A 13,073-nucleotide genomic window follows, 5' to 3' on the forward strand; every position below is an offset into this window, starting at 1 on the left:
TGCCACATGCCACGGTACATAGGCCTCTCAGCCAGCCTTTGTTACGCATTGTTCCAGGGCTTCTCATCATTTTTTTGTTGTTCTCTTCGTGGTGTACAACAGCGAACGCAGAAAGCCTGGGTGTAAAAAATGTAACTCAAGCCGACCAGTACGTCCAACAGGCCCTTCGTGCCGCACAACGTGGTGAGCTACCTGCAGCCCAAAAGGCATTCCAACAATTCAACGACCGGTGGCTCGCTATTGAAAACACCGTAAAGACCGATTCCGGTCAGGCCTACAGCGATATCGAATCGAGCATGGGCCAAGTCGAATATGCATTGGCGGTCGGAAAACAGCAAAACGTAATGAAGGCGCTACAAGCGCTTCATAACGTAGACGAAAAATACATCCACGGGCAGTACAGCACAGACAATGGGTTTCAGAAGCAAAACGTCACACTTTCAGATTTCATTACAATGCTTCAACGTACCAAGGAAAGCGTGCAAAATCACAATCAGCAATCCGCCCTTTCTAACATTACGCAAGTTCGTCAATCCTGGCTCAGCGTTGAAGGAACTGTGGTGGCCCAATCCGCCAGCGTATATAACGATGCAGAGCGCGACATGGTAACCATCAACGCCATGATTTCTGCCGGTGACTACGCTGGCGCTGACAAGTTACTCAGTCACATGATCACATACTTGACACCACTTGCCGACAAGACTGGATACACCATGTGGGATGCCGCAATGATCCCCATTCGAGAAGGACTGGAAGCAATACTCGTCGTCGCTGCCTTGCTGGCATTCGTCAGAAAATCGAACGATGGCAAGGGCAAAGGATGGATTTGGAGTGGTGTTTCAGCAGGGCTTGGGCTGAGTCTCATTTTGGCCATCATCGTTAAATTTGTGTTCTCATCAGGTGCCTTTGGCCGGAACAACTTTCTTATCTCCGGATGGACCGGAGTCATCGCGGCCGTCATGCTTTTGTACATGAGTTACTGGTTGCATAGCAAGTCCAATATCTCTGAATGGAACAAATACATACGTTCCAAAAGCCAGTCGGCGCTTGACACGGGACGATTAATATCCCTTGGAGTGCTATCGTTTCTGGCTGTATTCCGTGAAGGAACGGAGACCGTGCTCTTTATTATCGGCATGGTAAATCAGATCAGCCTTCAGAATTTGATCCTCGGCATACTCATTGGCTTCGCTTTGTTGGCAGTGATTGCATATCTCATGCTCTTTGTCGGGGTGAAAATGCCCATTCGGCCATTTTTCTTGGTATCCAGTCTCATCGTCTTTTACCTGTGTCTGAAGTTTACCGGTCTCGGCATCCATAGTCTGCAACTGGGTGGAATTGTGCCGTCGACCACGTCTTCAGAGTTGCCAAGCATTGATTTCATCGGGTTCTTCCCGTCTTGGCAGAGCGCGATACCACAGCTCATGTTGGTACTGTTTGCTGTTGCAGTTCTGGTCTGGAAACAAGTCGTATCGAAGCGTCGTCAATCTCGGGAAGTCACGCAGGGATAAAACTTCACCAAAACTGAGGAGGAATTTTGAATGAAAACCTTTAAAATCATGATTGCAGTTGTTGTCTTGAGTACAATGGCCTTGTCCGGATGCGGTACAGCAAATCAACCGCAATCTAATACCGTTGGAAATACACCGGTCAATTCGACCACACAATCCCCATCAGGGATGCAGGGTGAGACTTCATCGAACATCAAGGATGGTGTGGCGAAGATGCTTGCCACTGCAAATGAACTGAAGAACGAAATCTCCACAGGGAACGACAGCAAAATCAAGGAAACTGGGCCAAAACTAGAAGATACCTGGCACTCATTCGAGGACAGTGTGAAACAGAAGTATCCTGACTCATATGGCACGGTGGAACAATATCTGGATCCGACGGTCGCGGGATCGAAGGCCACTCCGCTTGACAAACAGGCATTATCAAAGTTGAATGACCAATTGATTCAGGCGCTGAGCAATCTCCAGAAAAAGGTAAATGGGTAAAGCATCAAACCGGTGGACTCTGCAGTTCACCGGTTTTTATGGCTGGATCGGCATCCATGTAAGCCAATATGTTTCGCCTCAATACTATGTATTTCATTGTCTCGTAATCCTCCAGACAACACCGGTCTGTGGAATGAAACCTTCCTCTTTCGAGGTTATACCCATATCAAGAACAAACAGGTCACCAGATGGACCAAATACAACGTCAATGGGCCGTTCCAATCCGCCACCCCCCGTATGGGTGGCGGCATACCCTGTTCGATTGATGGCAAAGTTCTTCAGTCTTCCTGTCTTCAACTCAATTCGAGAAACCCGATGACCGACCTGCGGCAGCGGTTTTCCTCCCGTTGTACCCGGAGCACCACTCCCAAATTCCGCAACAAAGACGTCTCCGGTGGGACCAAAGTCAGGATTGTAGTTGAAGTCAAACCCCATCGCCGCAGAATGTGGCGGAAATACAGCTACAGGTAGGGGCGGTTGCATGGGATGTTCCTCAAGCAGGAAAGTCGGCTGAGGCTTACCTTTTGGTTTGAACTGAGGCAAGGTCACTGGATATCCGCCAGTAAAATCTGGCCATCCATACCAAGCGCCATACTGAATCCTTTGGAACTCGTCAGGAGAATTCGCGATATGCCGACTCCCTCGTTCGTCCATTCCGTGGTTGGTCGCAAACAATCGATGGTGACAATCAAATTTGATTCGAAATGGATTGCGCAGTCCCCATGCAACCAGTTCCAGCTGTGAACCGTCAGGATTCGCTCGTAATATGCTGCCGCTGGCTGCAGTCATCGCCTTGACCTTGTCTCCCCAGTTTGTTGGTACGCCAAATGGAGAGTACGCCCCAGTATACGACTTGTCGTCTGGGCACTGTGTGAGAAAATTGTTTGAGACGAAATTCTGACCCGCCAAACGGATACGTTCTCCAGGATAGTCGTGAAAAAATGGGTACTTTTTCACCCAACCATTCTCTTCCCCTACGACACCAGAATTTGTAGCAGTACCCTGCCCGAAATACATTTTGCCGTCAGGCCCAAAGATCACTCGATTGTTGTGATGGTCTCCCCAGCTTGGGAGTCCTGCCAGAATATCTTCCTTTTGACCGTCCGGCTTGATGATTGTAATGAATCCTCGATGGGAAACGTAGATGTTACCTTCATGACGGTTGATTCCTGTTAAAGGCGGTGAAAAACCGTCAGCCACGACAACAAAGCCACTCTCCGTGTGTTTCAAGACTTTCCCGTTTCCATCGGTAACGCCTGCATCTGCGACAAGCATTTCGTCTGTTTCAGTGAACAAGAAACTGATGGGAGCGTTCAAACCTTCGGCGAAAACATCGACTTTAAACCCTGACGGCACGACAATATCATTTGGATTCAGATTTCTCGTGCCACTCATGGGACGTTCCACCTCCTGATGGTGGGCTCACGACAGCATATGCTGACCATCTTTGTACTTAGTCCAGAATCAGAGTGTGCGTATTGCTTGTCCCAAGTGCCGCTTTCGCCTACTGTGATTACGCCCGGACATCGCGAACGCTCCAAATACACAGTTTCGCTTATAAACACTTAAAACCACTTAAATAGACTTGTCATTGCTTAAAATATTGAAATATAATACTTAAGAAAGGAGAATTTTTGACTTGAAATCACTTAGTCAAGAAGAAAGGCTTGCCCATATTTTCGAGTATTTGAAACAACACCGTCGGGTTACCGTTCAAACGATTTGTGATATGTTCAATGTCTCTCGGGATACGGCTCGAAGAGACGTAGTGAAACTCGTCAAAACTGGAACTGTAGTGCGAACTCGCGGTGGTGTCATGTTACCGAACTTGACTAAAGAAGTCTTTGGGTATAAGGAACGACTGACCCAGGAATCGGCTGGAAAACTGAAAATTGGGCGGACAGCGGCGTCTTTGGTCAAGGATGGCGAATACGTGATCTTTGATGCATCCACCACCGTCCAATTTGCGGCAGAGTGCCTGACAGCACGCGACGTTACAGTCGTCACAAATTCAATAGATGTGGCCAGCATTCTATCAGAGAGAGATGACATTACGGTACATCTGTTGGGTGGAATCTTGAACGGTCGACATCGATTTTTACATGGCGCTTCTACCCTTGAAAAGCTCTCCGAGTATCAAGTCGACAAACTTTTTCTCGGCGCTTGTGGCATTACTGTAGACGGATTGTCCTATCCACACGAAGAAGACGGTGTGGTGAAACGCGAAATGATACGTCGTGCCGATCAAGTGATTGTATTAGCGGACCACACCAAATTTGGAAAACGACTATTTCACAAGGTCTCGGGATTAGAGTCAATTGACATGATTATTACTGATAGGAAACCAGACGAAGAAATCCTTCGCGTTCTCAGCGAATTTGAAGTTCAGGTCATCGTCGTAGAGGGGGAAACATCTAATGATTCGGCTTTTCGTCAGTGATGTGGACGGTACTTTGTTAACCAAAGATTCCATATCTCCCAATGACGTAGCCTCACTCCAGCGTGCAGCCGCTCAGAGGATTGAGATTTGTTTAGCATCTGGACGCATGTATCCGGAACTACAAGAGATTGCCAAGCAGTTAGATATTCGTTGTCACTGTGTGAGCCAAAATGGATGCTTCGTACATACAAGTACGGGACAGATGATAAAATCGGCCAGCTTTGATGCGCCGATAGCTCATCAACTTCTTTCCATAGCCAAAAACGGAGAATTTCCGTACACGGTGAGTTGCTCAGACAATCAGATTTACATAGCTCAAAAGAAAAATGCGCCAGAACTACAGGCTCGTATGTTCATGCCAGTCAATGAATGCCTTGAAATTGAAAGTGTATTTGCGAAGAGTATTTTGCCATGCAAATTCTCGTTCTTTGGGAAACTGAACGCTCTGGAAGGTTTCCGGTTGAAATTACTTAAACGATTCCCACAAGAGATCAATACATTTATTTCTGACAAAGACTGTCTGGATGTGATGCCTCGTCACGTGTCTAAAGGGGAAGGGTTAAAAGCGCTACTACATCACCTTGGTGTAAGCCCCGAAGAAATGGTCTGCGTCGGAGATTCGTTCAACGACTTAGCGATGTTCAGTGTTACTCCACACAGCTTTGCGATGTGCCACAGTGACCCGGTTGTGCAAAAGGCTGCACACCAGGTAGTGTCCTCTGTAACCGAGGTCATTGATTGGTTAACTTCTTACAACAGTCACTAGAAGGTGGTCTCAAGCGCAGTGAAGAACATGGAAGTCTTTTTTGAATGGCTCTTATGAGGTATGCCATACATTGACTTCTAGCGGAATGCCAAACAGTCTTGCAATCCGTGATGGCACAAGCTATACCGTTCGTACCTAGACTTTCATACTTACGTATTTCTCAGGCCTACTTGGTCTTTTTCCAGATACTCATTCTATCTCGTGGACTCTGGGGATTCATTCTCTGCTTGACAACCCATTTGGCTGCCTCAGTTTGTTCTTCCGTTGTGAGGGAAACATCAAATTCGGCCGCCAATACCGCAATGAGGTGTTTCGCACGTTCCAGGTTTGCTAGGTCCGATTGAGTATATCCAAGCAGAATCCGATTCGCCTTCCGCCAATGCAGTGGGTTTGCCATCTTTCGCCGAAATGTCGTGAGCGCCGTTGAGTCCATGGTTGTCACCCATCCTCTTTCATGATAGCGAATCATTACCAAACATTTGACACGCTGTGCCCTCAGGGTATGCGGGTGGTCCGACCTGGGTTGTCGGCGTATGCCACCTCTGTTGCCAACTCAGCTCTTCTCCAGAATCATGCGTTCAAACAAGCACCCGGAATGTTCCCTTCCCTGAATCGGTGGATTGCGCTGTACGGACATGGGTGTCAACTCGAGGTGAGCCCAAGAATGTGTGCAGTGTCCGGCATACACTATCCAAACGATCCGGCTGGGGGGGGTGGAAGCCCGTTGTTGCGGAGGGCATGGTATGCCGTTGCAAAGCTCGAAGACGTCTCAAGCAACTTGCACCCGGTAACGGTACACGGTGAAAACATCCTGATATACCGCACGGCACAAGGGCAAGTTCGCGCGGTAGGGCGCAATTGCCCGCATCGGGGCTGCGATTTGAGCCTGGGTGCAGTGACCGGAGAGGTACTGGTCTGCCCCTTTCATGGATGGCAATTCGATGCGGAAGGGCAATGCGTCCACATTCCGGCCAATCAGCACGGACAGAGGATACCGAAGCGGGCCAGGCTCCGAACATATCCTGTGACCGTGCGCGGCGGACTTGTATGGGTTTGCACTGGCGGCAATCTCAACGCTGCATCGCTGCCTCCTCTTGACATCCAGGAGGAGTTAGACCATCCAAACTTCCACAAGCGGGTGTTTTCGTTGGTGTGGAACGCACACTTCATTCGTTCCGTAGAAAGTTCTCTCGATGTGTCCCACTTGCCGTTCGTACACCCAGATACCACAGGGCGTGACGTCAGCCCGGTCGTGCAAGGCCCAGAGTACCATGTGGAAGGCAACCGATTGCGCATCCACCCCAGGCCATTTGCGCCGGCACATCCAATGGAACCGCCCCGACCTACGGACGCTGAATCCGACGAGCGAGTTCACATTGAATTACGGTTTCCGAATCACTGGATGATTCGCGCACCGGTTGCAGGCGACGCCATGATGTGTACGTATGTCACGTATACGCCAATTGACGATGCTCACACCCTCATTTTCGGCGTCGTCATGCGCAACTTCGCCGACGACTCAGAGTTTCTCGACAGTCACCATTTGGAACATACGCTCCGAGTTCTCGGCGAGGACCAGAGAATCATCGAGAGCATTCGCCCATTAGTAGCCCCGTTTGATTTGCATATGGAAGCGCACGTACCATCGGACGGACCAACCGTTCGCTACCGTAAGATGCTTCGAGAGGCGTGCCACAAGGAACGTTTGGAGGGATGGGTGTGAATGACCCCCGGGTTTGGGCTGTCGTGGAAGCGCTAGAACGGATGGAAGAAACCGAAGAGCTCGAAGAAGGGTTGTGGCATATCCCGCGAGAGACAGGCATGTTGTTCAACATCATTCTCCGACACAGCCGAGCGCAGAACATTCTTGAAATCGGCACTTCGAGTGGATACTCCACATTGTTTTTAGCGGATGCTGCACGTGCCAACGGCGGTAAAGTGACGACCTGTGAGTACAGCCCATTCAAATTGCAACTCGCGAAACAACAGTTCGAGGCAGCTGGGCTGTCCGACTATATCACAGTCGTGGAAGGTGATGCACTGACAACTGTGGAACCATTGGATGGCCCGTTTGACTTTGTGTTTATCGACGCCATTAAAGAAGAGTACATGTTTTATCTCTCGATGGTGTGGCCGAAATTACGCCCCGGCGGTTTGGTCGTTGCCGACAACATGTTGTCTCACGATGGCGTATTTGGCATTGACGCGTACCGCGGTATCTTAACGCTCATGGACGACGCGTCCACCGTTACTGTACCCATCGGAAGCGGCGATGAGTTCACCTGTAAAATGGAATAGGCATTGATGAGGGCTGTTTGCGTCCGTCCGTCTTACGACGCAAGAACGGCCCTTTCCAATCTCTCGGTTGGGTCCGCAAAAACGACGTTAGACCGTTGTACCTTCCAGGTACACTTGGCATCGCATGTGATGTGGAAACGTTTTGAAAGGGCTGACTCGAAATGATCATGGATATCCTGAAAGGCTTCATGAAAAGACATCAAAATACACAAACGGAAGAAGAAACGGACACCGCACCACCTCCTACGAATTCCCAACAGCCCTGGCAGTTCACCCATCCGTCCACTGAATGGGGCCATCCACAAGTACAAAGTCGGCAGCAGACCCAGTCGCCGAGGCAGCCATCTACTTATCCCAACGGAGGACAGCCCTTGCCTGGGGGCCACGCAGGAAGACCCGCAGCGACCTTCGCCCCATCCCAAGGCATGGCCCGAACCGGGGCGCCCGCCGGCGGAAGGGACCCTTACTTGATGAGACAACGATTTCCTCAATACGGTGGTTCCGGAATCCAACAGATCCCCCAATACAGAGGGGCCTACATGTGGGGCCATCCTTCCATCCCCAGTCGCAGGCCCCAACCATCTCGTCTCCCCGGCGGCCGCCCACTTCCCGTTAGACCTGTGGCCCCGATGCCCGAGCACAGGGCGTTGTACGGGAGACTGCCACAACGAAATCCGCATCGGCCATCGAGACAACATCCAGGACCGTGGTACTAATCCGCAGTCGTCAGCTGTCGGAGTCGTTCTGGCAGGTGCTGTACGATGCACTGGACGGTCTTCATCGAATGGGCATCAGGAGACCGACTTGCAGTAGCGATAACATCAACCAGTGTAAACAGCTTTGCGACTTGGATCCACCGTACCACGGTTGGTTGATCATATGGGAATAGATTCCCCGTTTCATTCCATAGTTCCAAGTATTTTGCCGCCACGAGGGATTCCGTAGATCCGTCATCTGTTCCAAGTCCGGGTATTGTGATGGCGAGGTCGAACGCCGGAGTTCCATATCCAAACTTCTCCCAATCCAACAACACGAGCGTTCCGTCGTCGCGAACACGCCAGTTGGTCGGGTTGGGATCCCCTGATATGCAACAGTCTCTGGGCGGAAGTGCTGCAAAGGCATGTTGAGCCTCGATGAGCTGTGCACGGATTTCTCCTGCCCCCGTACTTCGTGCAAACCAGTCTAGGGCAAGCTCTGTCATGTGGTCATCCCAGACCGGAATGTACGCATCGTCCACTACCGGACGACGCTCTTTCCATGTGGCATTGTGAAGGTGGAACAATACTTCGAGTTGGCTCTTGTCCCCCACCCACCGTTCCTGTGGAAACGCATGTGGGATGTCTTCAAGGATGAGCCAGGTCGTGGTACGTGCGTCGATACTAGACCAGAGTAGGCCCGGAATGTGAACACCTTGCTGGCGCAAACGTGCCGCATGCTGTTCGTAAAAGGCCCCCTCCCGTGCCCCCGCTGTTGATTTGACGACGACGGAACCTTGCGTGCATCGAACCCGCGTACAGGCGTCCTTGCCTGCCACCCCTTGAAGACGTTCAACATGTTCGGGTTTCCCAAAATGTGTTGTCAGAAAGCTCATCATCTCGTCGGGCCATGGTTCACATGTATGCAACATCCAGTTACCTCCCAATACAGGATTCGTCATCAGCCACTGGGTAGGTTGAAAACTACCCGATTTTGCTATAGTTCTCTTACAGGCAATTGGAGGTGATTACATGACATGGGCGCCGGATCCACCATCGAAAACACCGCTGTATCGCCAAATCGCTTTGCATCTGGAACAACAAATCTCCAAAGGCGTGTTGTCGCCCGGTTCCTTACTTCCATCGGAACGAAAGTTGGCGAAACAACTCAACGTCAATGGAAGCACTGTCGTTGCAGCATATGCAGAACTCCGTTCAACCGGCTTAATCGAGTCGAAACAAGGAAGCGGAACCCGTGTCAGTACAGAACTATGGGGCATTTCAACTCGTCGTTTGCCCGATTGGCGGGCATACGTTGAACAGGGAATGTTTTTGCCGAGTTTGCCTCTCTTCAACCGTGTCAGAGAGGCGATGGCCGTACCGGGTGTCATCAACTTGGCGAGTGGCGAACCGGATCCGGGGTTTTTCCCGACACTTTCCCTTTCCGAGTTGATGGCTGAGGTTCCAGTGAAGGCCGCGTTAAACTATCCAGAACCACTGGGGCTCTTTTCGGAGCACAACCAGGATATCTCCGAATGACATACGCAAAGAGCGCAGCAGCTACCATCGAAGAAGGACTTCGCAGATTGAATCGGGCACTGACCGAGCTCACTCCTTGACCCTCGGTTCTCTACGAATTGGATGAGTGAAAAATACGAAATTGGATGGAGACATCGGATTGCGAGATGTTTACCATATATTCGTGAATTTTAGGATAGACCATCCGTCTGCATAGGGAGGCCTGACAAGTGACATCTGAATCAAATTTCGTTCGAGTAGCCGTCGTTCAAGCGGCCCCAGTGATCATGGACCGAGAGGCCACCACAGCCAAGGTCGTCGCTCTGACTCATCAAGCGGCGAAACAGGGAGCGAAAATCGTCCTTTTTCCGGAAGCTTTCATTCCAGCCTATCCTCGAGGACTCACGTTTGGAACCCGAGTGGGAAGCCGGTCTGATGTCGGGCGCAAGGATTGGGCACGGTATTGGCGCAATGCGGTGAGTGTGCCAAGCGAAACCACGGAAAGTTTGGGCGAAGCGGCTCGAAGTGCCGAAGTTTACCTGATTGTCGGAGTGATAGAGAGAGACGCTGAGTTCAGTTCTGGCACGTTGTTTTGTACCACCCTATATTTTGGGCCAGATGGACAATTGTTGGGGAAACATCGGAAACTGAAGCCCACGGCATCTGAACGGCTGATTTGGGGAGAAGGCGATGGTAGCACTCTGACTGTCGTGGACACGCCATACGGCAAAATGGGTGGCCTTATCTGCTGGGAGAACTACATGCCGTTGGCCAGGACCGCGATGTATGCAAAAGGGGTTCAAATATATCTTGCCCCGACTGCCGATGCTCGGGATGTGTGGCAATCCACGATTCGGCACATCGCAGTGGAAGGACGGTGCTTTGTGCTGTCTTGCAATCAGTATGTAACGAAAGACATGTACCCGACTGACCTGGCGTGTTATGACGAACTATCTTCTGCTCCAGAGGTCATGTCCGTTGGCGGCAGCGCCATTGTAGGCCCGCTCGGTGAATATGTTGTGGAGCCTGTGTTGGGCCGGGAAGACATCTTGATTGGGGATTTGAACCTTGACTTAATTCCGCAAAGCCGGTTCGATTTCGATCCAGTAGGCAGCTATGCGCGACCGGATATTTTTCAGTTGATTGTAAACGAGGAGAAACAGGGATCCGTTCGATGGACGTCGGAAGACCTGGAATGATTTCACCGATGCATTGATGTTCACGAAATGCCTATTGTGAAAACTCTGCCGATGGCACGTGCTACAACCGATGAATGGGACATCCTTTTGGATGCCCTAATTTTTTGTTCACCACCGCATAATTTTGGTTTCGTGACCAGTATCGCCTTTATGAAGTAAAGATGGTATGATGCATTACAAGTAACTTACTTATCGTTATTTATCTAAGGAGGAAAGTACTCATGAACACTTCCCAGTCTATCCCGAAGTTCTCTCCCTTGCCCATTCGTTTCGCAGTAGGGATTACGTTTTTTCTTCACGGTTTGATGAAATTCACAAATACCGCAATGATGATTGGGTTCTTCACCAAGGTTGGTATTCCTTTACCACACGTTTCGGTCATTATCGTTGGACTCGTGGAGGTACTGGGAGGGCTGTCATTGATGTTGGGTTGGCTGACACGACTCTTCACGGTACTTCTTGCCCTAGACATGCTTACAGTCATCATCTTCGTCCAACCGAGTAAAGGGTTCTTAGGCAACAACCTAGAAATACTCTTACTGGCAGGGGTCATCTCGATTTTCTTAAGTGGTGCAGGCGCGTTGTCTCTTCAAAGAAAATCTGAAAGTGAGAAATTCACTGCATCGCGTCCTTTGGTTTAACCCCCTTCTTGAAGGGGGGGTTCTTTTCGTCAGCTTGTTATCTGAGCGATTTGCAAAATATACTAGACTGGTTCAGCAAGACTAGGTGTCGCCTGCGTTTCCATTTCGATAAAACTTTCATCTTCTCAATCTTCGATAAACAATCACGAGATGGTCCTGTGTACGTGTAATGTCGACAATTTTGATTTCAGCTTGCTCAATTTGTGACCAAATTTGTTTGAGTAGGATAGGCCACTGAAGGAGTTGTTTCCGCGATAGCGTATAGGTTTGAAATTCATTGGATATCCGCACGCATTCACCCCCACGACGGTACCTTGTATCGATCCTTGGATGAAACGGAATCAGGTGGCGACGACGAAAAAACTCTTGTCTCGATATGTCATCTCCGAGTCCAAGAGCCTTCGGTCGTCCGATTGGCGGATTCAAAATGAGAAACGTCGACGAGACGGTGCGAATCCACTTGAAAACATCTTGTTCATTGCTGTTTTGCAAATCACTGAACATTGCGGAGCCTATTCGAACCCCGCTTTGTCTCGTGAACTTCCTGTAACCAATCTACCGTCAATTCTCGAAGGCGTTCTGACGCATCACTGCAGGAATAGGTATGATCTGCGTCTTTCAAAACCTCTACCCGACACGTTGTCGCATTTGACCGAAGCGCCTTCCAATAAAGGAAACCGTTCTCTGCAGAAATTTCTAAGTCATCCCTGCCATGGACCACGAGCGCATGGCCCTTAAATTGTGTAGCCGCTGAAAGCGGATCGTGCAATTTTAACGAGTTGTAAAACATGGGTGTCAGGTGATACCCACGGTACGTGGCTCGGCCAGATGTGTTCGCATGGTTCAAAATATCTTTGCCAGTAATGCCCACAATCTCTTCAAATGGATGTGCCACTGCCGACCATAAAACCAAGTTCCGAACACGAGGATCCTGGACCGCTGTCAAGACAGCCACTGCGCCACCTAAGCTATGTCCGAGAAGCGTCACGTGCTCAACATCCACTTCGTCTAATGCAAACACATAATCCAACACGTGTTGCGTTTGTTCCATCATGGACGCAAGGCCAGTTGACCCATAATCACCCGTACTTTCCCCACAGCCCGCATAATCGAAGCGTAAAACCATGAATCCGTGTTGTTCAAACAGCCGACTTGCATGGACGAACAGACGATCCACTCCGATTCGGTTTCCCACGAAGCCGTGACAGAACACTACGGTTGGATACTTCGAATGTTCCTTACAATCTGCGTTCTTATTTCTCGCGGGTCGATGCAGACTCATCGCAAGCATCGCGTCACCGCACGGGAGCCAAAGCGACTGCTCCACTCCATCCCTCTCCCTTCTCTAACAGTTTCCATCCTAGCGCCTTGACACCTTGCTGGAGGGCTTCGTCTTCTCCAACGAAGGCGCTAAGGGAAATCTCTGTTTCTCGATTCGGTCAATCTGAGTAATTTGTGCATCGTGGATTGTAATGTTCACAGAACCGTACTCCAATCCTTCCAACGCATGAAGGATTTG

Annotated in this window: 14 protein-coding genes; 9 read left to right on the top strand and 5 right to left on the bottom strand. The window is 50.0% G+C overall.

The annotated features are described in order from the left end of the window. A partial coding sequence (locus tag YWK_RS0117160; protein ID WP_342664259.1) for an FTR1 family iron permease occupies positions 1-1,511 on the top strand: 1,511 nt, incomplete at its 5' end. 30 nt (positions 1,512-1,541) lie between these two features. Further along, complete coding sequence (locus YWK_RS0117165) at positions 1,542-1,997, top strand: hypothetical protein (RefSeq protein ID WP_026965742.1); 456 nt, start codon at positions 1,542-1,544, stop codon at positions 1,995-1,997. A gap of 93 nt (positions 1,998-2,090) precedes the next feature. Here the strand turns inward: YWK_RS0117165 and YWK_RS0117175 are convergent, their stop codons facing one another. Next, entirely contained in the window at positions 2,091-3,392 is a 1,302-nt protein-coding gene (locus tag YWK_RS0117175; protein ID WP_026965743.1) for a PQQ-dependent sugar dehydrogenase, read from the bottom strand. A gap of 244 nt (positions 3,393-3,636) precedes the next feature. On the opposite strand from YWK_RS0117175, the gene YWK_RS0117180 reads away from it, so the two are divergent. Both YWK_RS0117180 and YWK_RS0117185 read left to right on the top strand, forming a co-directional pair. Further along, the gene (locus YWK_RS0117180; protein ID WP_035467416.1) at positions 3,637-4,437 is read left to right on the top strand and encodes a DeoR/GlpR family DNA-binding transcription regulator; all 801 of its coding nucleotides are present in this window, start codon (positions 3,637-3,639) and stop codon (positions 4,435-4,437) included. Then, the gene (locus tag YWK_RS0117185; protein WP_026965745.1) at positions 4,415-5,203 is read left to right on the top strand and encodes a Cof-type HAD-IIB family hydrolase; all 789 of its coding nucleotides are present in this window, start codon (positions 4,415-4,417) and stop codon (positions 5,201-5,203) included. Before YWK_RS0117180 ends, YWK_RS0117185 begins: the two co-directional genes overlap by 23 nt. Before the next feature lie 166 nt (positions 5,204-5,369). Here YWK_RS0117185 and YWK_RS0117190 read toward each other — a convergent pair whose 3' ends face one another. Next, positions 5,370-5,636 (bottom strand): hypothetical protein, encoded by a 267-nt coding sequence (locus YWK_RS0117190; RefSeq protein WP_026965746.1) that lies wholly within the window; start codon positions 5,634-5,636, stop codon positions 5,370-5,372. A 231-nt stretch (positions 5,637-5,867) separates the two neighbouring features. Between YWK_RS0117190 and YWK_RS20575 the strand changes: the two genes are divergently transcribed. Together YWK_RS20575 and YWK_RS20580 are read left to right on the top strand one after the other, a co-directional pair. Next, a complete protein-coding gene (locus tag YWK_RS20575) occupies positions 5,868-6,926 on the top strand; it encodes an aromatic ring-hydroxylating dioxygenase subunit alpha (protein WP_084453832.1) in 1,059 nt (352 codons plus the stop codon). Continuing rightward, positions 6,923-7,501: an O-methyltransferase gene (locus YWK_RS20580; RefSeq protein ID WP_051375721.1), complete on the top strand. Its 579-nt coding sequence runs from the start codon at positions 6,923-6,925 to the stop codon at positions 7,499-7,501. The genes YWK_RS20575 and YWK_RS20580 overlap by 4 nt, the downstream gene beginning before the upstream one ends. 712 nt (positions 7,502-8,213) lie before the next feature. On the opposite strand, the gene YWK_RS21235 is transcribed toward YWK_RS20580, so the two are convergent. Next, on the bottom strand, positions 8,214-9,128 hold the full coding sequence (locus YWK_RS21235; RefSeq protein WP_026965747.1) for a phosphotransferase: 915 nt from the start codon (positions 9,126-9,128) through the stop codon (positions 8,214-8,216). A gap of 100 nt (positions 9,129-9,228) precedes the next feature. Here YWK_RS21235 and YWK_RS0117215 point away from each other — a divergent pair, with 100 nt between their 5' ends. The 3 genes from YWK_RS0117215 to YWK_RS21240 all read left to right on the top strand — a co-directional run bounded on the left by YWK_RS0117215 (position 9,229) and on the right by YWK_RS21240 (position 11,554). Next, positions 9,229-9,735 (top strand): GntR family transcriptional regulator, encoded by a 507-nt coding sequence (locus tag YWK_RS0117215; protein ID WP_026965748.1) that lies wholly within the window; start codon positions 9,229-9,231, stop codon positions 9,733-9,735. Between the two features lie 209 nt (positions 9,736-9,944). Then, the gene (locus YWK_RS0117220; RefSeq protein ID WP_026965749.1) at positions 9,945-10,913 is read left to right on the top strand and encodes a carbon-nitrogen hydrolase family protein; all 969 of its coding nucleotides are present in this window, start codon (positions 9,945-9,947) and stop codon (positions 10,911-10,913) included. Positions 10,914-11,134: 221 nt separating this feature from the next. Next, the gene (locus tag YWK_RS21240) at positions 11,135-11,554 is read left to right on the top strand and encodes a DoxX family protein (protein WP_051375722.1); all 420 of its coding nucleotides are present in this window, start codon (positions 11,135-11,137) and stop codon (positions 11,552-11,554) included. 493 nt (positions 11,555-12,047) lie between these two features. Here YWK_RS21240 and YWK_RS0117235 read toward each other — a convergent pair whose 3' ends face one another. Both YWK_RS0117235 and YWK_RS21665 read right to left on the bottom strand, forming a co-directional pair. Next, positions 12,048-12,881, bottom strand: a complete 834-nt coding sequence (locus YWK_RS0117235; protein WP_026965751.1) for an alpha/beta hydrolase family protein — start codon at positions 12,879-12,881, stop codon at positions 12,048-12,050. A gap of 33 nt (positions 12,882-12,914) precedes the next feature. After that, entirely contained in the window at positions 12,915-13,070 is a 156-nt protein-coding gene (locus tag YWK_RS21665) for a YezD family protein (RefSeq protein ID WP_425387187.1), read from the bottom strand. Between the last annotated feature and the right edge of the window lie 3 nt (positions 13,071-13,073).

The organism is Alicyclobacillus pomorum DSM 14955, from assembly GCF_000472905.1.
Taxonomy (GTDB): Bacteria; Bacillota; Bacilli; order Alicyclobacillales; family Alicyclobacillaceae; genus Alicyclobacillus_A; species Alicyclobacillus_A pomorum.